18 protein-coding genes are annotated in these 17,653 nt (G+C 67.1%); 10 read left to right on the forward strand and 8 right to left on the reverse strand.

What is annotated here, in order from left to right; translation table 11 throughout:
• Nucleotides 1-6: 6 nt before the first annotated feature.
• The 4 genes from F7Q96_RS09080 to ku all read right to left on the reverse strand — a co-directional run bounded on the left by F7Q96_RS09080 (nucleotide 7) and on the right by ku (nucleotide 4,137).
• Nucleotides 7-678, reverse strand: coding sequence for an N-acetyltransferase (locus F7Q96_RS09080; protein WP_226995076.1), 672 nt, complete (start codon nucleotides 676-678; stop codon nucleotides 7-9).
• 17 nt (nucleotides 679-695) lie between these two features.
• Nucleotides 696-1,556: a DUF342 domain-containing protein gene (locus tag F7Q96_RS09085; RefSeq protein ID WP_151022514.1), complete on the reverse strand. Its 861-nt coding sequence runs from the start codon at nucleotides 1,554-1,556 to the stop codon at nucleotides 696-698.
• Nucleotides 1,557-2,395: 839 nt separating this feature from the next.
• A complete protein-coding gene (locus F7Q96_RS09090) occupies nucleotides 2,396-3,259 on the reverse strand; it encodes a tetratricopeptide repeat protein (protein WP_053823791.1) in 864 nt (287 codons plus the stop codon).
• Nucleotides 3,256-4,137 (reverse strand): non-homologous end joining protein Ku, encoded by an 882-nt coding sequence (gene ku, locus F7Q96_RS09095; protein WP_053823792.1) that lies wholly within the window; start codon nucleotides 4,135-4,137, stop codon nucleotides 3,256-3,258. Before ku ends, F7Q96_RS09090 begins: the two co-directional genes overlap by 4 nt.
• 228 nt (nucleotides 4,138-4,365) lie before the next feature.
• Between ku and F7Q96_RS09100 the strand changes: the two genes are divergently transcribed.
• The 3 genes from F7Q96_RS09100 (at nucleotide 4,366) to F7Q96_RS09110 (ending at nucleotide 6,683) form a co-directional block, all read left to right on the forward strand.
• Entirely contained in the window at nucleotides 4,366-5,169 is an 804-nt protein-coding gene (locus tag F7Q96_RS09100; protein ID WP_053823793.1) for an amino acid ABC transporter substrate-binding protein, read from the forward strand.
• Between the two features lie 67 nt (nucleotides 5,170-5,236).
• Nucleotides 5,237-5,890, forward strand: a complete 654-nt coding sequence (locus F7Q96_RS09105; RefSeq protein ID WP_053823794.1) for an amino acid ABC transporter permease — start codon at nucleotides 5,237-5,239, stop codon at nucleotides 5,888-5,890.
• A 40-nt stretch (nucleotides 5,891-5,930) separates the two neighbouring features.
• Nucleotides 5,931-6,683 carry an amino acid ABC transporter ATP-binding protein gene (locus F7Q96_RS09110; protein WP_053824598.1) on the forward strand — a complete coding sequence of 251 codons (753 nt, stop codon included), beginning with the start codon at nucleotides 5,931-5,933 and terminating at the stop codon, nucleotides 6,681-6,683.
• An 81-nt stretch (nucleotides 6,684-6,764) separates the two neighbouring features.
• On the opposite strand, the gene F7Q96_RS09115 is transcribed toward F7Q96_RS09110, so the two are convergent.
• On the reverse strand, nucleotides 6,765-7,463 hold the full coding sequence (locus F7Q96_RS09115; protein ID WP_053823795.1) for a GntR family transcriptional regulator: 699 nt from the start codon (nucleotides 7,461-7,463) through the stop codon (nucleotides 6,765-6,767).
• A gap of 244 nt (nucleotides 7,464-7,707) precedes the next feature.
• Between F7Q96_RS09115 and F7Q96_RS09120 the strand changes: the two genes are divergently transcribed.
• From F7Q96_RS09120 to F7Q96_RS09130, 3 genes are all read left to right on the forward strand, one after another.
• Nucleotides 7,708-8,670 carry a Bug family tripartite tricarboxylate transporter substrate binding protein gene (locus F7Q96_RS09120; protein WP_053823796.1) on the forward strand — a complete coding sequence of 321 codons (963 nt, stop codon included), beginning with the start codon at nucleotides 7,708-7,710 and terminating at the stop codon, nucleotides 8,668-8,670.
• 65 nt (nucleotides 8,671-8,735) lie between these two features.
• Entirely contained in the window at nucleotides 8,736-10,418 is a 1,683-nt protein-coding gene (locus F7Q96_RS09125) for a hypothetical protein (RefSeq protein ID WP_053823797.1), read from the forward strand.
• Between the two features lie 41 nt (nucleotides 10,419-10,459).
• Nucleotides 10,460-10,930, forward strand: coding sequence for a hypothetical protein (locus F7Q96_RS09130; RefSeq protein WP_144425941.1), 471 nt, complete (start codon nucleotides 10,460-10,462; stop codon nucleotides 10,928-10,930).
• Here F7Q96_RS09130 and F7Q96_RS09135 read toward each other — a convergent pair.
• On the reverse strand, nucleotides 10,839-11,477 hold the full coding sequence (locus F7Q96_RS09135; protein ID WP_053823798.1) for a DUF4142 domain-containing protein: 639 nt from the start codon (nucleotides 11,475-11,477) through the stop codon (nucleotides 10,839-10,841). The two genes, F7Q96_RS09130 and F7Q96_RS09135, sit on opposite strands and share 92 nt — an antisense overlap.
• A gap of 317 nt (nucleotides 11,478-11,794) precedes the next feature.
• Between F7Q96_RS09135 and F7Q96_RS09140 the strand changes: the two genes are divergently transcribed.
• Nucleotides 11,795-12,478: a GntR family transcriptional regulator gene (locus F7Q96_RS09140; protein ID WP_053823799.1), complete on the forward strand. Its 684-nt coding sequence runs from the start codon at nucleotides 11,795-11,797 to the stop codon at nucleotides 12,476-12,478.
• A gap of 65 nt (nucleotides 12,479-12,543) precedes the next feature.
• Here the strand turns inward: F7Q96_RS09140 and F7Q96_RS09145 are convergent, their stop codons facing one another.
• The gene (locus F7Q96_RS09145; protein ID WP_053823800.1) at nucleotides 12,544-13,545 is read right to left on the reverse strand and encodes a Bug family tripartite tricarboxylate transporter substrate binding protein; all 1,002 of its coding nucleotides are present in this window, start codon (nucleotides 13,543-13,545) and stop codon (nucleotides 12,544-12,546) included.
• Nucleotides 13,546-13,651: 106 nt separating this feature from the next.
• Nucleotides 13,652-14,851 carry a CaiB/BaiF CoA transferase family protein gene (locus F7Q96_RS09150; RefSeq protein WP_053823801.1) on the reverse strand — a complete coding sequence of 400 codons (1,200 nt, stop codon included), beginning with the start codon at nucleotides 14,849-14,851 and terminating at the stop codon, nucleotides 13,652-13,654.
• Between the two features lie 213 nt (nucleotides 14,852-15,064).
• On the opposite strand from F7Q96_RS09150, the gene F7Q96_RS09155 reads away from it, so the two are divergent.
• Genes F7Q96_RS09155 through F7Q96_RS09165 form a run of 3 tightly spaced genes read left to right on the forward strand, consistent with a single transcriptional unit; the run spans nucleotide 15,065 to nucleotide 17,648 of the window.
• Nucleotides 15,065-16,045, forward strand: coding sequence for a quinone oxidoreductase family protein (locus tag F7Q96_RS09155; protein WP_053823802.1), 981 nt, complete (start codon nucleotides 15,065-15,067; stop codon nucleotides 16,043-16,045).
• 50 nt (nucleotides 16,046-16,095) lie between these two features.
• Complete coding sequence (locus F7Q96_RS09160) at nucleotides 16,096-16,836, forward strand: glutathione S-transferase family protein (protein ID WP_053823803.1); 741 nt, start codon at nucleotides 16,096-16,098, stop codon at nucleotides 16,834-16,836.
• A 53-nt stretch (nucleotides 16,837-16,889) separates the two neighbouring features.
• Nucleotides 16,890-17,648, forward strand: coding sequence for an enoyl-CoA hydratase/isomerase family protein (locus tag F7Q96_RS09165; protein WP_151022516.1), 759 nt, complete (start codon nucleotides 16,890-16,892; stop codon nucleotides 17,646-17,648).
• Nucleotides 17,649-17,653: the final 5 nt, after the last annotated feature.

Consider the following 17,653-nt stretch of genomic DNA (forward strand, 5'->3'; position numbering starts at 1 on the left):
CTTCGTTTACATCACCATCCCGGTCGCGGAAGCCAGCGCCGGAATTGTCCATCCTCTTCCCAGCAGCACCATCCGGGTATGCAGTTCGCTGAGCACCGGTTCGTAGACCTCCGGTCCCAGATAGCACAGCGTCTTGCTGCGCAGATCGACATAGCCGCGCTCGTAGTTGTGTGCCAGGGCCTCCCATAGCGCATGCGCGCCGGGCGATTGCCGTGCGCCGGTGATCAGGCAGTGTCCCGCGTCCAGATACGAACGATAGATCGCCGAGGCCAGGCCGCGGCGCTGGTAGGGCGGGGCGAATTTCGAATGCGGTGCGCGCAGATGGCGGTCGGCGCGGCGGTCCAGCTCGACCAGCCGGTTGAAGACCGTATAGCCGGCAAGCCGGCGCCGCACGGTGTCTTCCACGTAGAAGTAATACTCGCCATCGGCCTCGCGGTAGCGCAGGACCAGGCCCGGCTGCGCGGATGGCGTGGCCGCGATGCCGTGCAGGCAGTCGCCGGGCAGGTAGAGCCGGTCGTACAGCGCCTGCAATTCGGCCTCGAGCGCATCGGGCGCGTGCTCGACGTCGATGCGCAGTTCGATGGCGCGCAGCAGGCGGGCGAGGGCAGGGCGGCTCGGGAGCCGCCGAAGCGGGGCGTCGTGCCATGAAGCAGCGCCCATTGCCGCGTGAGTCAGCATCGATGACATGGCGGTGCTCAACCGGTTTGCCAGGCGCCGCTGACCAGGTTCTGCGGCTTGCTGCGGGCAACGATGCGCGCGCTGACGTCCCAGATATCGATCCGCACGTTCAGTCCCGCATGAATGCCGTATCCCGGTCCGGTGATGATCTCTTCGTCGGTCTGCACGCCTTCGCCGGCCTTGATCGCGCTATCGGCGACGATCGACCCGGTTGCCTTGATGCCCCAGCCGGCTTCGATATGGTGGCTGCTGCGGATCGCGCCGCCGGCCTCGATGCCCTGTCCGGCGCTGATGCCGTGGCCCTGCAGATCGCCGTCGGCCTTCAGCGTGCCGCCGCAGCGGATCGCGTGCTGCGCGGCGATGCTGTCGCCCGCGCGCAGGTTGCGGCCGACGTGGATGTGTTCGCCGGCGCTGATGTCCCAGCCCGCGCGCACGCTGCCCTTGGCATCGAGGAAGGTCGCGACGTCGATGCCCCATGCGGCCTTGATGTCGCCGCCGGCTTCGATGGCGCCGCCGCTGTACAGATTGCCCGCGCAATCGATATCTTCACCGGCGATGATCGCGGTGCCGGCGCGGATGCCGCCGCCGGCGCGGATCGTGCGTCCGGCCCGGACTACCGAATCGACGTCGATGGCGCCGCGCACGACCAGCGTGCCGGCGAAGACCAGCGCGCCGGCGTTCAGCGCATCGAGCGTCAGCACGGCATCGGTGGGACCGAACTGGTCCAGCAGCCAGCACGCGTCGCCGACGCGGCCGGCATCGACAAGCGCATCGAGCAGCCGCTGGTAATCGCTGCCGTCATGCCGGTTGCGCAGGAACCATTTGTAGCCGTCCGCGCAGGGGCGTTTCGCCTTGACGAAATTCTGGGTGAGTTCCATGGACATCGGGACCTCGGTAGTCGGTGAAAGGGAGGGCTGGCGTGCAGCAGGCGGTAGGAGTTGCCCTCTCCCCCACCCCCTCTCCCGCAAGCGGGAGAGGGGAGCCATCAGCGAGCACGGGTGCGTAGGGGATCGATGCCGCGACGGCCTGCTCCCTCTCCCGCAAGCGGGAGAGGGAGCCGTCAGCGAGCACGAGCGCGTACGCCTTCGAAGCCGCGACGACCTGCTCCCTCTCCCGCTCGCGGGAGAGGGCTGGGGGAGAGGGCAACACGCCCAAACCGCCTACAGCGGATTCAGCACGAGAAATTCAACCGCCAGATAAAGCGCGGCAATCCCGGCCATGGCAAGCACGGCCCGGTAATAGACGGCGGCGGATTTTTTGGTCTTGGCGGACATGCGCTCTCCCATTTGCACGTTGAACAGTGGACCGCCATCGATGGATGGCGATCCCCGGGCAATGTGCCGTGCCAGGGAGACCGGTGTGGGACTGTGGTGTGGCTTAGTCCCTGTCTCCCCGCACGGCTGAGAGAAGCACGGCGGGAATATGGGATGTGCGGGCGACCATGGCCTGGCGCGCGGCAAAGCCGCAAGCGTCGCCGTACGCGCGTGCCGCCACAGCACGCAGGGCATGCTGGTAAAGGGCGGTGCGGCGCAGGACAGTTTGCATTCGGTCGCGAATTTGAAGGAAGGAAGATTGGCCAGACGCAGGCGCGAATGGCGGGCTTTCGGTGGAGCGTTTGCTCCATCGGCCCTGAAAAAAGGGGCGAAAGCGGGGCAAGTATCCCATAGCCGTCGAGAAGTCTCAACCTTGCGGCGCACCACGCACCGGCAACAGGACCTCAGCGGCAGTACTTCCGGTACTGATTGAAATGCCGGATCGCGCGATGCGCGTCGCCCAGTTGCTCGTGCAGGCGGGCCGCGTTGAAATGCGCGTCGGCCATGTCGGGCGCGATATCGATGCAGCGGTGATAGCTGCGCAGTGCGTCCTCGTATCGCTCCAGATCTTCGAGCGTGACGCCGAGATTGAAATGGAGCAGGGGTTCGTCGCCGATGGCGGCGACCGCGTCCCGATACAGCGATTCGGCCTCCTGCACGCGCCCGGCCTCGGTCAGCAGGCAGCCGAGGTTCAGGTAGGGATCGGTGTAGTCGGGCGCGATCGCGATCGCGCGGCGGTAGGCCTGCTCGGCCTCGCGCATGTCCTGCGCTTCGAGCTGGCAGCCGAGCTGGAACCACGTGCCCGCGTCGGTGCCGGCATCGGTCCCAACGTCGGCGCGGTCGTCCGCGCGGTCCTCCGCCTTCCTCGCCGACTGGATCGACAGCACCGCGCCCGGCTGCGACCGGCTCGGCTGCAGCTCCATCACCAGCTGGCCGGTTTCCACCTCCCACTGGCGATGCGCTTCCGAGACGACCACGCCATTGCCGACCGCCGCAACACGGACCCCCGACAGCGGCCGGTCCTGCGACCATGCCTTCAATCGCTGCAACGCACGAGTGACGCGGCGCGGCGGGACATTCGCCTTCTTCAGCGAATCCGCGGTGCGGATCAGCACCACGTCCTGGAACGAGTATTTGCGTTCGCCGCGGCTGCCCTTGGCCGGTTCCAGCAAACCCGCGCGTGTCAGGCTCGCCACCGTCCCGCGCGAGACGCCGAACTTGCCTTCGATGTCCTTCAGCGTGAAGCTGTCCTTGCCGACCGCGCTCATTTCCTGGCGGTACGTCGGATCGGGGTCGCGGGCTCCGCGGCGCGCCTGGCGCCCTTGCGCGGCGCCGCCTCGCGGGCGGGCTTCTTCGCCGCAGCCTGCGATTTGCTCAGGCTCGCCTTCAGCGCCGCCATCAGGTCGATCACCTCGCCGCCCTCGCTGGGCCGCTCGGCCGTCGCCGATACCGTGATCTTCTTGCCCTCGATCTTCTTGTCGATCTCGGCCAGCACGCGCTGCTTCTCCTCGTCCTGATACGCCGCGGGGTCGTAGGCCTCGACCGTGCTCTGCTCGATCAGCTGCTCGGCCAGCGTCAGTTCGGCGGGACGGATGTCGGTGCGCTCGACGTTCAGATCGGCCATCGAGCGGACCTCGTCCGCATAGAGCAATTGCTGCAGCACCAGGCCGTCGTCGTTGGCGCGCACCTGCACCATGTACTGCTTGCCTTTCCACACCCAGGTGGCCAGCGCACAGGTCCCGGTCTTGCGCATCGCCTCCGTCAGCAGGCTGTACGGCTTGGCGCCGCGCTTGTCGGGGGCCAGATAGTAGGCCTTGTCGAAATAGATCGGATCGATGGCGCCGGTCGGCATGAAGGCGACGATGTCGATCGTGTGGCGCGCCCCGGTCTCCAGCGCATCGAGCTCCTCGGGCGTGAAGACGACGTAGCGGTCCTTCTCGAACTCGTAGCCCTTGACCATGTCGGCGCGTTCGACCACCACGCCTTCGCGCTGGCACACGTACTGCTGCCGCAGCCGCGAGCCGCAGCCCTTGTGCAGCAGGTTGAAACCGACGCCAGACTTGCTTTCGGTCGCCGAAAAGACTCGGACCGGGATGGAAACCAAGCCGAAGCTCAGCGAGAGGGAGGCAATGGAGCGTGCGGCCATGTCGTCACCTTTCGGGTTCGCATTGCTAAAGGATTTAGCACATTGCTAAAGAATAGACGACACGGACAGACGCCGCCGGCCTGTGCGCCACATTCTCCGGCCGGATCGGTCTTTCGTATAATGGCGGGTTTGCCGCCATCTCACCGCGCCGAAACGGGCGGGATTCGGATGGCCTGCGGGCGTCGCCCGCCTTTGCACTGATCTCTCTCGCTCCGCGCCTCTCACATCATGAAAACACTGAAAGCCCTCCTGATCGTCTCCGCCGTGGCGCTGTTCGCCGCCTGCGGCAAGTCCGAGCAAGCCCCGGCGGCGGCCGGCGGCGCCAGCGCCCCCGCCGCGGCCGCCAGGACTGTCGTGGTCGGCCTGGACGACAACTTCCCGCCGATGGGCTTTCGCGATGGCAACAACGAAATCGTCGGCTTCGATATCGACATGGCCAAGGAGGCCGCGCGCCGGCTGGGCATGACGGTCGAATTCAAGCCGATCGACTGGAGCGCCAAGGAGGCCGAACTGAACGGCAAGCGCGTCGACGTGCTGTGGAACGGCCTGACCATCACCGAAGAGCGCAAGAAGAACATCAGCTTCACGGCGCCTTACATGAGCAACCACCAGATCATCGTCGTGGGCAGCGGCTCGCCGATCAAGGCCAAGGCCGACCTGGCCGGCCGCATCGTCGGCGCCCAGGACGGCAGCAGCGCGGTCGACGCGATCCGCAAGGAAGCGCAGGTCGCCGCCAGCATCAAGGAGCTGAAGACCTTCGGCGACAACGTGACCGCGCTGATGGACCTGTCGGCGGGCCGCCTCGATGCGATCGTGGTCGATGAGGTCGTGGGCCGCTATCTGGTCAGCAAGCGCGCCGGCGAGTACCGCGTGCTCGACGAGAACTTCGGCACCGAGGACTACGGCGTGGGCCTGCGCAAGGACGACGCCGAGCTGCTGGCGCAGCTGGACAAGACGCTGGCCGAGATGAAGCAGGACGGCACGGCTGCCCGCATCGCGCAGCAGTGGTTCGGCGCGAATCTGATCAAGTAAGCAAGCTCGCTGCGCCCCTTCACGGGGCGCCGCTTTTTTCTGGATCCCGCGCGCCGGGTTTCGATCCATGGACTACGTTCTCTCCCTGCTGGGACCGATGGCGCAGGGCGCGCGGATCACGCTCTCGCTGTTCTTCATCACGCTGGCGCTGTCGGTGCCGCTCGGCCTGGCGCTGGCACTGGCGCGGCTGTCGGCATGGCGGCCGCTGAGCGTCGCCGTCAACGGCTATATCTGGCTGATGCGGGGCACGCCGCTGATGCTGCAGCTGCTGTTCGTCTATTTCGCGCTGCCGTTGCTGCCAGTCGTCGGCGTGCGCCTGCCGGACTTCCCCGCGGCCGTGGTGGCCTTCGCGTTGAACTACGCGGCGTATTTCGCCGAGATCTTCCGCGCCGGCATCCAGTCCGTGGACCGCGGCCAGTACGAAGCCAGCAAGGCGCTCGGCATGTCCTACCTGCAGACAATGCGCCGCGTGGTGCTGCCGCAGATGGTGCGGCGCGTGCTGCCGCCGGTCAGCAACGAGACCATCACGCTGGTCAAGGACACCTCGCTGATCTACGTGCTGGCGCTGAACGACATCCTGCGCACCGCGCGCGGCATCGTGCAGCGCGACTTCACCACCACGCCTTTCCTGGTCGCCGCGGCGTTCTATCTGCTGATGACGCTGCTGCTGACCTGGATGTTCCAAAGCCTGGAAAAACGCTATGCCGCACACGATCAATGAGCCGCAGGCCCGCGGGGGCGAAGGGCAGGAGCGCCCGGTGATGATCGACGCCCGCGATATCGTCAAGTCGTTCGGCGCCAATCGCGTGCTGCACGGCGTCTCGCTGACGTTGCGCAAGGGCGAGGTGGTGGCGGTGATCGGGCCGTCCGGTTCGGGCAAAAGCACGCTGCTGCGCTGCCTGAATCATCTGGAGACGATCGACGGCGGCAGCATCGAGATCGAGGGCGAGACGCTGGCCGAGCCCGGCGCGGACCAGCGCAGCCGCTATGTGCCCGACGCGGAGGTGCGCCGCATCTGCCGCAAGATGGGCATGGTGTTCCAGTCGTTCAATCTGTTCCCGCACATGACGGTGCTGCAGAACATCATCGAGGCGCCGATGACGGTCAAGGGCATCGCGCGCGAGGCCATCGTGCCGACCGCCGATGCGCTGCTGCGCAAGGTCGGCCTGCTGGACAAGCGCGACAACTATCCGTCGCGGCTGTCGGGCGGGCAGAAGCAGCGCGTGGCGATCGCGCGTGCGCTGGCGATGGAGCCCGACATCATGCTGTTCGACGAGCCGACCTCGGCGCTGGACCCGGAGTTGACCGGCGAGGTGCTGCGCACGATGCGGCAGCTGGCGGACGACCACATGACGATGCTGGTGGTCACGCACGAAATGGGCTTTGCGCGCGAGGTCGCGCACCGGGTCGTCTTCATGGACCAGGGCCGCATCGTCGAGAGCGCGCCGTCCGAGGCATTCTTCCGCGCGCCGCAGCATCCCCGCACGCGCGAGTTTCTGGCCCATATGCTGTAAGGCACGGCACGGCACGGCACGGCACGGCACGGCGAAGCGAAGCAAGGCGAGGCGAGGCAAGGCGAGGCGGGCGCTGGCCCGCTACGTCGCCGGATGCAGCCCCTGCACCAGCGCGCGCTTGTTGTCGCGGCTGCGGCGTGCATGCTCGCGCATCAGCGCTTCCGCCCGCGCGCCTTCATGCGCGACGATGGCCCGCACCACATCTTCGTGATCGAACTGGGCGCGCTGCACGAAGGCCAGTTCCAGCGACGGCTGCACGCCCGCCGCGCCCAGTGCGCCGGGGCCGGCCATCGGCGTCCTGGCGATATGGTCGAGCGCCGATGCCAGCGCGGGATTGGCCGCGCCTTCCACCAATGCACGATGAAAGCGTGCATTCATTGCGGCCCAGCGTGCGGTATCGACCGGCGTATCGCGGCCGAGCAGCGCCTGTTCGACCAGCAGGCGCCCTTCGTCGACGCAGGCCTGCAGCTCCTCCAATACCTCCCTGGTGACGCCTTGCTCGGCCAGCAGCCGGGCCGCCATCCCTTCGAGCGTGCCGCGCACGTCGATCGCCATCGCCACTTCGTCGAGCGTGACCTGACGCACGCGGAAGCCGCGCGTCGGCAGCCGCTCCAGCAGTCCTTCCTTTTCCAGCTCGCCCAGCGCCAGCCGTAGCGGGGTCCGCGATACGCCCAGCTCCCCGGAGAACTGCACCTCGCGGATCCGTTCGCCGGCCTGCAGCTCGCCTGCCAGGATGCGGCGCCGCAATTCCATCGTCACGCGTTCGATCTGAGAGGCCATCGTTTAAAAGTGCATTAAGGCGAACATGCCGAGCTTCATTATGACATGGGGGCGGCTTGACGCAGTCGTGCGCATCGCCAATACTGCATGCAAAAACAAGATCGTAACGACAATACAAGGCATACAAATGCGTGTTTGCATGCAAACATCGCCGACATGCCGGACAGGAGACAAGACCGTGCCATCCCGCCTTCCCAGGCGGCGAGCCTCTCGCTCGCCCGCCGTTTCCCTGCGCCGCCGAGCGGTGGCCATCGCCATCGCGTCCGGGCTGCTGGCCGGCGCCGCACCTGCGTTCGCCGCATCCGAGCCCTATCCGTCCAAGGCGATCCGCCTGATCGTGCCGTTCCCTGCCGGCGGCGGGGGCGACACGCTGGCCCGCCTGGTGATGACCCGCGTCGGCAAGGAGCTCGGCCAGACGCTGGTGATCGAAAACGTGGCTGGCGCCGGCGGCAATATCGGTTCGCAGGCCGCGGCCAAGGCGGCGCCCGACGGCTACACGCTGCTGTACGGCACCAACGGCACCTTCGCGATCAATCACGCGCTGTACAAGCGGACCGGCTTCGACGCGATGCAGGACTTCGTGCCCGTCGCGCAATTGACGCGTATAGCGACGATGGTGGTCACGCGTCCCGGCTTTCCCGCGAAGACCTTCCCGGAGTTGCTGCAGGTGCTCAAGGCCAATCCCGGCAAATACACGGTCGCGTCGGCCGGCAATGGCACCACCTCGCATCTGGCGTCCGAACTGCTGAAGGCGTCGACCGGCGTCTCGATGGTGCATGTGCCGTATCGCGGCGGCGCACTGGCGCTGACGGATCTGATGGGCGGCCAGGTCGACCTGATGATCGAGGTGATGCCCAACGTCATGCCGGCGGTGCGCGCCGGCAAGTTGCAGGGACTCGCGGTGACGACGGCACAGCGCGTGCCCAGCTTCCCCAATGTGCCGACCGTGGCGGAGCAGGGCGTGGCCGGCTTCGAGGTCAGCGCGTGGGACGGCATCTTCGTGCCGAAGGGTACGCCGGCGGAGGTGGCCGCCAAGGTCCACGCGGCGATCCAGAAGGCGCTGGCCGATCCCGCGCTGCGGCAGCAACTGCTGGACCGCGGCGCCGAGCCGGTACCGCAATCGAGCGCGGCCTTCGCGCAGTTCGTCCGCGCCGAATACGAACGCTGGGGGGCGCTGGTCAAGCGCTCCGGGGCCAGCGTCGATTGATCGCCGGATCTTCGCATCGCCGGATTCTCTACGCCCCTCGATCCCTCACAAGAACCGAGACAGACATGACCGCAAATCTCGCCACCAACGCCGACCGCAATCTCAACGCCAACCCGGATACCCGCTCGCCCGCCGCCGACGATCGCAGCGGGCTGCCGCATTACGACCGTCCGCCGCTGAAGGACAGCCGCCGCCCGCGCTGCCCGCCGTTCGTCGAGATCACCGACGCCGACCAGCTGCTGCCGTATCTGGAGCACGTCGCGCGCCGTCCGTACAACCACGGGCTCAACGCCTGCTGGGACCTGAAGGAGGGCGAACGCGTGCTGCTGCGCGTCGACAACTGGCATAGCGAGCTGACGATTCAGGCGTGCCAGCGCATCCTCGAAAAGTACAAGGTCAAGTACGAGATCCAGAAGGTCGATCGCGGTCCGATCCCGACCTGGGTCGGCGCCGACGAGGTCGACTACTACCTGTTCCGCACGCGCGAGCTGGCGCAGTGGATGGACATGTGGGAGGAGGAAGAAAAGAAGCAGCAGTACGACAAGATCCTGATGGGCTACGGCGGCCCGGTGCTGGCCGAGCGCTTCATCAAGATCCAGCGCATGCCGTTCATCACGCCCGAGATCCTGGCCTCGCCCGCGCACGCGATGCCGATCGAGGTGATCAATGCGATCGACCGCTGGACCTGGGATCGGATCCGTACCGCGCGGCGCGCGCGCATTACGGACCCCGAAGGCACCGACATCAGCTTCACCAATCACGACGACTACTGGGACGCGCGGCGCGAGTTCTATCACCCGGACCTGACCGCGGCGACCTGGCGCGGCAACGAGCATTTCGGCAAGACCTATCTGCCGGGCCATATCACCGGACGCCCGTGGATGTTCCACCCGTTCAAGGAGGACGGCTGCGGCGTGATCGCCGGCACCACCAACCATATCGCGCCCTGCGACTGGACCCAGCTCGTCGTCGAGAATTCGAAGATCACGCGCATCAACGCCGGCGGCGAATTCGGCGACAAGCTGCGCAACGTGATGGAGCAGACCAGGGACATCCAGTATCCGACCTTCCCGGGCAAGGGCCTGATGTACTGGTGGGAGGCGTCGATCGGCACCAATCCGCATATCCATCGGCCGCGCAAGGACTTTCCGTCGGGGTTCGTCAATTGCCTGTACGAACGCGTGCGCTCCGGCGTCATCCATATGGGCTTCGGCACCATCATCTCGTCGATGGCCGAGCGCGAGGCCGCCAGGATGGGGCACCTGGTCGGCCATTGGCACCTGCACCTCTACTTCCCGACGTACACGACCGAACGGTCCGGCGACAACGAGAACATCATCGAGAACGGCCGGCTGCTGGCGCTCGACGATCCCGCGATCCGCAAGCTGTGCGCGAAGTACGGCGATCCGGACCTGTGGCTCGACGAGAGCTGGAATCCGGCGGTGCCCGGCATCAATATGCAGGGCGACTACTGGTCGCACTATGCGAAGGACCCGCTGCACTGGGTCAAGACCGAGCTGGAGGTCTGCCGCAACTACCACCCGATGTTCATGCGGATGGTCGATGCCGATGCCAAGTACTGCGAAGGCGAGGGCGCGCGCTGGTGGAAGGGCGGATGCTGCAACCACAGCGGCGTGCAGGCGCCGGTGCTGCCGGGCAACTGCTGCGGCACGGAGGGCTCGGCGGTACAGGATGCCGCGCCGGCTCAGGCCGGCCACTGCTGCCATGGCGGGGCGGCATCGGATTGAGGGCTCGCCTGTCCCTCGCCATTGCCATCGCGGCCGGCGCGATGGCCGCCGATCTCGCGCTCGATGGCCTGTGGCGCGGCGCCACGCTCTACCTGCAGCGCTGCGCCACCTCGGGGCCGTGGATCGACCCAACCGTCTTCGGGCAATGGACGGCCGACCATTTGCGCGCCTTTCCGGTCAGCAGCGCCGCAATGATGCTCGGTTGCGGACTGCCGCGTGCGGGGATACGGAACGGGACGAGCGCCATGGCACTGCGGATCGCCGCGATGGTCGTGGCGATGCCGGTGCTGTGCGCGCCGGGTTTGCAGGCCGCCGCCGCGATGCCGCCGAATTTGCAGGTAGCGGCCTATCTGGCGACGATGTGGCTGCTGACGCTGGCCATCGACGGCGGCCTGCCCGCGTTGCGGGCCCGACGAGGGCTTACTTGTCGTTGCCGACCTTCTTGTTCAGGTCGCGCGCCATCTGCAGATGCTGCTCCAGATCCGGCACGTGCTTGGCGGCAAAGGCCTTGATATCGGGGTCCTTCGCATTCTTCGCGGCTTCCTGGAACAGCTTGACGGTCTTTTCATGCGCGGCGACGCCGATCCGGCTGGCGTACATCTTGTCGAAGCGCTCGCCGTCCAGCGCGCTGAGCCCCTTGAGCTCGGTGCGCTGCACGACCGACGGTTCCGTCGGCGGCGTATAGCCCTTGCTCGAGGCCAGCTTGGTCAGCTCCTCGTTGACCATGGTGTGGTCCTTGATCATGCGGGCCGCGAACGATTTGACGTCGGCGCTGGAGGCCTTCTGTTCGGCCAGCTTGCTGCCTTCGACCTCGGCCAGGCCGCCTTGCGCGGCGTTCTCGAGGAAGCTGCGGTCGGCGCGCACCAGCTTGCTGGTATCGCGGGCGGTGCCGCGCGTGCCGCTCTCATCCGTTGCGGTCGTGGCGGGCATATTGCCGGGCGCCGTGTTCTTCGGCGCGGTGCTGGTGCCCTGCGCCATCACCGCCGAGGACAGCAGCAGGGAGCAGGCGGCGGCACCGAGGACGCAGAGTGCTTTGGTGCGAATGATACGAATGGGCATGGCATGTTCTCCCTTGATCGTGGATGGGTATGCCTCGTTCAGCAATATCCACGCCCAGCTCTGTCCCGCGCGCCGCCAGGCGGTGCAATGAGGCCAGCGAACGCAGGACGCCCGCGACGGCGGCCTTCGCGGGCGTGCCCGCCGGCGAAAAAATTGCATGCGGCGGTAAAAACGCTGGGACCACCGAGGTTTCCGCCGCGGATCGAGCCGCCGTCTTCCGCTTCGTACACACAACGCGTCGCAGTGCATGCAAAAAAGCCGGTTTCGAGGGGCGCCGTAGTAGAATTGGCCCCACTCAAAACCGATGTCCCTGCCGCATGCCCGAAGAGCGAACGAGTCTGGCGGAAACGATCCGCGCCACCATCGAACAGGAGATCCTCTCCGGCAAGCTGGCCAGCGGCGCCCAACTCGACGAGCAGCAATTGCTGTCGCGTTTCTCGGTATCGCGTACGCCGGTGCGGGAGGCATTGATCCGGCTGGCGTCGGCGGGGCTGGTGGACCTGGTGCCGCGCCGCGGCGCGATCGTATCGGCCATCACGCTGCGCGAATACGTCGCGATGAGCGAGATCCTGGTCCAGCTGGAGGCGTTGGCGGCCCAGCTCGCGGCGCGGCGCATTACCGAATCCGAACGCGAGGCGCTGCGCGAGGCCTACGCGGCTTGCCAGCAGGCCGCGGCGCAGGCGAGCGCGGACCGCTACCGCGAGGCCAACGACGGGTTCCACGCGGTCATCTACGAGGCCTGCCGCAACGAGATCCTCAGCGCGCAGATCCGCACGATGCGGGCCCGCATGCGCGGCATGCGCGATTACCGCTTCGAGAAGCCCGCGCGCATCCGCGCCTCGCTCGAAGAGCATGGCGCGGTGATGGAAGCGATCCTGCGCGGCGATGAAGAAGCGGCGGCCCGCGCGATGGTCGAGCACATCTCGACCGGCGGCAACGTCTATGCGGACATGATCGCGTCGATGCCGGACGAGGCGGTCGGCGCCAAGGCGCCGCGCTGAAGGAGGGCGCGCCTGGGTGCGCGCCGCGATTCAGTCGACCGTTCAGTCGATCATTCAGTCGGCGTTCAGTCGATCTTCACACCCGCCTGCACCGTGCGTTGCAGCGCGACCTTGCCATCCTGCTGCGCCCACTGCTTGAACTCCGCCGGCGAGCGCGACGGCGCCGGCTCGCTGCCGTTGTCGACAAGGCGCGTGCGGATCGCCGGATCGGCCAGCACCTTGGTGGCAGCCGCATAGAGCTTGTCTGTCACGTCCTTCGGCAGTCCCGCCGGTCCGAACAGTCCGAACCAGAAGGTGTAGTCGAAGCCCGGCAGTCCCAGCTCGGCAATGGTCGGCAGGCCCGGCGCCACGGCCGAGCGCTGCGGTGTCGTGACGCCGATCATCTTGACCACGCCCTGCGTGCCCAGCGGCAGCACCGACGATGCCGTGCCGAAGGAAAATTCCACTTCGCCGGCCGCCACCGCCTGCAAGGCCGGCGCGCCGCCCTTGTACGGCACGTGCGTCATGTCGACGCCGATCGCATTCGCGAACGACAGCCCCGCGACATGCGGCGAGCCGCCGATGCCTGACGACGCATAGTTGAACTTGCCCGGATTCGCCTTGGCCTTGGCGGCCAGCGTCTTGACATCGGTGATGCCAAGGTCCTTGTTGACGGCCAGGATCAGCGGCGAGATGGTCAGGCGGGTAATGGGCGTGAAGCTGTCGGCCTTGTACTTGACCTTGTACAGGTGCTGGTCCATGCCGTAGATCGTCGCGGTGGCGAGTCCCAGCGTATAGCCGTCCGCCGGGGCCTGCGCCAGCCATGCCGATGCCAGCGTGCTGCCCGCCCCGGGCTTGTTCTCGACGACGACCGGTTGCCCCAGCTCCTTGGACATCGCCTCGCCGACCACGCGCGCAACGAAGTCGGCCGCGCCTGCCGGCGTGTAGCCGATCACCAGCCGGATCGGCTTGTTCGGATAGCCCTCCGCCCTGGCGGCGCCGGGCGCGGCGACGGCGATCAGACCCACGGCCGCCAGGGCCGCGACAGTGGCAGAGGCCGCAGAGGTCGCTGTGGAATGGCTGTGCATCGGTGTCTCCTTGTCGTGTTGTATGGGTCGATGGGGCTCTGCGGCCCCGCATCCATCGTCAGGCCGATCCTCAGTCCGGTCCTCAGTCCGATCCTTGGGCCGTTCGTCAGGCGATCGCGCCCTTGTCGCGCCACTGCGCGATCAGCTCCGGCGCATAGCCCAGTTCGGCCAGCAGCTCGTCGGTCTGCTCGCCGGGGTCGGGTGCGGCGCGCGCAAAGCGCTCGGGGTGGGGCGCGGCGGACAGGTTGATCGGCGAGCGCAGCAGGTCCAGTTCGCCGAGCACGGGGTGGCGCACGGACCGCGTCATGCCGAGATGGCGTACCTGCGGGTCCTCGAACGCCTGGCCGATATCGAGGACGGGGCCGCAAGGCACGCCGGCCGGATTGAGCCGCGCCATCAGTTCCGCGCAGGTGAAGCGCGAGGTGTAGGCCTCGATCGCTTCGTCGAGCCGCGTCCGGTTGCGGGCACGCGATCGCGCGTCGCGATAGTCGGCGTGGTCGAGCAGATCGTGCGCCTCCAGCGCCTGGCAGAAGTTGGCCCACATCCGCTGCGTGCTGGCCGCGATATTGACCAGCCCGTCGCTGGCGCGATAGGTCCCCATCGGCACCAGGGTCGGATGCGCGTTGCCCTGCTGCGTCGGCACTTCGCCGTCGACCGTGTAGCGCGCCGCCTGGAAATCGAGCTTGTTCAGCATCGACTCGATCAGCGAGGTATGGACCCATTGGCCACGCCCGGTCCGTTCGCGATGGAACAGCGCCAGCAAGATCCCCTGGCCCAGGAACATGCCTGCCGTCGTATCGGAGATCGCGATGCCGACACGGACCGGCCCGCGCCCGGGCTCGCCGGTCACCGAGCTCAGGCCGCACATGCCCTGGACGATCTGGTCGACCCCGGGCCGTTCGCTGTACGGGCCGTCCTGGCCGAAGCCCGAGATGCTGGCCAGGATCACGCGCGGATTGCGCGCGCTCAGCGCCTCGTACGTCAACCCGAGCCTCGCCTTGACCACCGAACGGAAGTTCTCCACCACCACGTCGGTGTTCTCGAGCAGCCGCGCCAGGATCTGCGCGCCTTCCGGCGTCTTCAGGTCCACGCACATGCTGCGCTTGTTGCGGTGAAGGTTCTGCTCGTCCGAGCCGCGGCGCTGGCCCGTCACCGAGCCGTGGTCCTTCGGCGGCGGAGGCTCGAGCCGGATCACATTGGCGCCCCAGTCCGAAAGCAGCCGGACCGCGGCAGGGCCGGCGCGGGCGACAGTGAGGTCCAGGACGTTGATGCCGTGCAGGGGGAGTCGGGAGTCGGATTGGGCCATGGCGCGGAAGGAATGAGAGGGTGCGGCGAGTATACGCACAACAATCGTGTGTATACGAATAGGGGGTTATATGGATGCGGACGGCCACATCGTGTCCTAGACTTTGCGCTGTGCGGCTGGCGGTAGCCCGTTCACACTTTGCGAGTCGGTCATGGCCCCGCGCCAGCAAGTGACGTTGAGTACGCGGGTGCGTTTTTCCCTTCAAGGAACCGTATGCATTCGGCGGCAATACAAATACAGAGAAACGGCGGCCCGGACGAACTGGAGTTCATCGAGGTCGCCGTGCCGCCGCCCGGCGAGGGCGAGGTCCGGATCCGGCAGCGCGCGATCGGGGTCAATTTCGCCGACATCTATCAACGGCGCGGCAGCCACGGCCCGCATCAGCCGACGTCGTTCCCGGTCGTTCTCGGCTCGCAGGGGGCAGGGCGTATCGAAGCGGTGGGGCCGGGCGTCAGCGGACTGCAGGTCGGGCAATCGGTGGCGTGTTTCCAGCCGGGAGCCTACCAGGTGGTGCGCAATGTTCCCGCGGCACGCGTGGTGCCATTACCCCCGCAGATCCCGGAGGACGTGGCGGGTGCCACGCTGCTGCGTGGCCTGACCGCGGAATATCTGCTGCGCCGGATTTCGCCGGTTCAAGCCGGCGATGCGGTGCTGGTGCATGCGGCGGCCGGCGGCATGGGCGTGATCCTGTGCCAATGGGCACGGGCGCTGGGCGCGACAGTGATCGGCACCGTGGGCTCGGAGGCCAAGCGCGAGATCGCGCTGGCCCATGGCTGCCATCACGCGATCGACTATCGCCGCGAGGATTTCGTCGCGCGCACGCTCGAACTGACCGATGGCCGCGGCGTCGCGGTGGTCTATGACGCGGTCGGCAAGGACGTGTTCGTGCCGTCGCTGTCGTGCCTGCGGCCGCTCGGCATGGCGATCAACTACGGCACCGCGTCCGGCGACGTCGAGGCGTTCGACCTGCAGTTGCTGCATGCCAAATCGCTGATGGTCTGTCGTCCCACGTTGCGCACCTTCATTGCCGATGCCGCCTCGTTACGCAAGGGCATGGCGGCGCTGACCGAAGCGGTTGCCGCTGGCCATGTCCGGCTCGAAGTGGGGCAGCGCTTTGCCTTTGCCGATGCGCGCGAGGCCCATCGGCAGCTCGAAGCCAGGCAGACCAGCGGCGCCGTGGTGCTGATTCCTTAGGCCCAACGATCAATGGAACCGGCATCGCCGGTGTAGCGAGGAGAACCGGCATGAAGCTCTATCACAGCTGGCTGTCCAGCGCGTCGCGGCGGGTGCGCCTGTGCCTGGCGGAGAAGGGCATCCGCTACGACAGCGTGCCGGTCGACATGCGCCGGCAGGAGCATCACTCCGCGGCCTATCTGGCCGTGAACCCCAACGGCGTGGTGCCGGGGCTGGTGCTGGACGACGGCCGGGCGCTGCACGAAAGCAGCACCATTTGCGAATACCTCGACGACACGCATCCGCAGCCGCCGCTGCGGCCGGCCGATCCCTATCGGCGCGCCGTGATGCGCAATTTCATTCGCTGGACCGACGAGCGCGCGCTGCCGAACCTGCTGATCCTGAACTGGAGCCTGGTGTTCCAGGCTCAGGCGTCGCAATGGACGGACGCCGAGCTGGCCGAACGGCTGGCTCGCGTGCCGACCGCGCAACGGCGCGAGGCGTGGCTGCGCGTCGCGCGGCAGCCCTATACCGAGGACGAGAAGCGCGCCGCGCTGGACCAGCTGAAGGCCATCGTGCCGAAGATGGAGGCGATGCTGGCGGATGGCGGTCCTTGGTTGCTTGGCGATCGCTACACGCTGGCCGATATCGCCGCCGTGCCGTTCGTCGCGCGGCTCGCCGAACTCGATGTCAATGCGCTGTCAGCGGATTCCGCTCCCGCCGTGGCCGACTGGTGGCAGCGGGTGCAGGCCCGTCCCGCCTTTGCGCAAGCGCGGATCGACCGTTTCGACGATGCCCTGGCAAGCGCATAGGCGGCATTTCTTTCCCCTTGATTCGATTACTCCCTCTCATTACAAGGTCAGCCATGTCAGACACCGGATCGCTCCCCATCCTCCAGATCGAAGACCGCATCGCCACCATCACGCTGAGCCGGCCTGACGTCGCCAACCGGCTGGGGCCGGACGACCTGGCCGCGCTGCGCCAGCATGTCGACACGGTCAATGAGGCCGATGTGCTGGTGCTGCGGATTCGCGGCAGCGGCAAGTACTTCTGCAGCGGCTTCGATATCGGCAAGCTGGCCGCGGGGCAGCGCGGCGCCGGGTTCGAGCCGCTGGTCAATGCGCTCGAGGATTGCCGCCCGGTGACCATTGCCGAGATTCACGGCGGCGTCTATGGCGGCGGCACCGATCTCGCGCTTGCCTGCGACTTCCGTATCGGCACACTGGCCACCGAGATGTTCATGCCGGCCGCCCGCCTGGGCCTGCATTTCTACCAGCGCGGCATGGAGCGTTATGTCTCCCGGCTGGGGCTGAATGCCGCCAAGCATCTGTTCCTGACCGCCGAAAAGATCGATGTCGAGGCGATGTTCCGTTGCGGCTTCCTGACCGAGCTGGTGCCGGCCGGTGCGCTGCGCGAGCGCGTCGAGCAGCTGTCTTCCACCATCGCTTCGCTGGCGCCGATCTCGGTGTTCGGCATGAAAAAGCATCTGAACGCGATCGCGCGCGGCGTGCTCGACGTCGAGGCGTTGACCGCCGACATGCAGCGCTCGGTGCAATCGGAGGACATCAAGGAGGGGGCGCTGGCGTGGAAGGAGAAACGCGTGCCGCGCTTTGTCGGGCGATAGGGAGC

Source organism: Cupriavidus gilardii, from assembly GCF_008801915.1.
GTDB lineage: Bacteria > Pseudomonadota > Gammaproteobacteria > Burkholderiales > Burkholderiaceae > Cupriavidus > Cupriavidus gilardii.

Bases quoted from the DNA above. Each gene is read 5' to 3' on its own strand.
- F7Q96_RS09080 (WP_226995076.1), bottom strand. From the start codon at position 678: ATGCTGACTCACGCGGCAATGGGCGCTGCTTCATGGCACGACGCCCCG.
- F7Q96_RS09085 (WP_151022514.1), bottom strand. From the start codon at position 1,556: ATGGAACTCACCCAGAATTTCGTCAAGGCGAAACGCCCCTGCGCGGAC.
- F7Q96_RS09090 (WP_053823791.1), bottom strand. From the start codon at position 3,259: ATGAGCGCGGTCGGCAAGGACAGCTTCACGCTGAAGGACATCGAAGGC.
- ku (WP_053823792.1), bottom strand. From the start codon at position 4,137: ATGGCCGCACGCTCCATTGCCTCCCTCTCGCTGAGCTTCGGCTTGGTT.
- F7Q96_RS09100 (WP_053823793.1), top strand. From the start codon at position 4,366: ATGAAAACACTGAAAGCCCTCCTGATCGTCTCCGCCGTGGCGCTGTTC.
- F7Q96_RS09105 (WP_053823794.1), top strand. From the start codon at position 5,237: ATGGACTACGTTCTCTCCCTGCTGGGACCGATGGCGCAGGGCGCGCGG.
- F7Q96_RS09110 (WP_053824598.1), top strand. From the start codon at position 5,931: ATGATCGACGCCCGCGATATCGTCAAGTCGTTCGGCGCCAATCGCGTG.
- F7Q96_RS09115 (WP_053823795.1), bottom strand. From the start codon at position 7,463: ATGGCCTCTCAGATCGAACGCGTGACGATGGAATTGCGGCGCCGCATC.
- F7Q96_RS09125 (WP_053823797.1), top strand. From the start codon at position 8,736: ATGACCGCAAATCTCGCCACCAACGCCGACCGCAATCTCAACGCCAAC.
- F7Q96_RS09130 (WP_144425941.1), top strand. From the start codon at position 10,460: ATGGCCGCCGATCTCGCGCTCGATGGCCTGTGGCGCGGCGCCACGCTC.
- F7Q96_RS09135 (WP_053823798.1), bottom strand. From the start codon at position 11,477: ATGCCCATTCGTATCATTCGCACCAAAGCACTCTGCGTCCTCGGTGCC.
- F7Q96_RS09140 (WP_053823799.1), top strand. From the start codon at position 11,795: ATGCCCGAAGAGCGAACGAGTCTGGCGGAAACGATCCGCGCCACCATC.
- F7Q96_RS09145 (WP_053823800.1), bottom strand. From the start codon at position 13,545: ATGCACAGCCATTCCACAGCGACCTCTGCGGCCTCTGCCACTGTCGCG.
- F7Q96_RS09150 (WP_053823801.1), bottom strand. From the start codon at position 14,851: ATGGCCCAATCCGACTCCCGACTCCCCCTGCACGGCATCAACGTCCTG.
- F7Q96_RS09155 (WP_053823802.1), top strand. From the start codon at position 15,065: ATGCATTCGGCGGCAATACAAATACAGAGAAACGGCGGCCCGGACGAA.
- F7Q96_RS09160 (WP_053823803.1), top strand. From the start codon at position 16,096: ATGAAGCTCTATCACAGCTGGCTGTCCAGCGCGTCGCGGCGGGTGCGC.
- F7Q96_RS09165 (WP_151022516.1), top strand. From the start codon at position 16,890: ATGTCAGACACCGGATCGCTCCCCATCCTCCAGATCGAAGACCGCATC.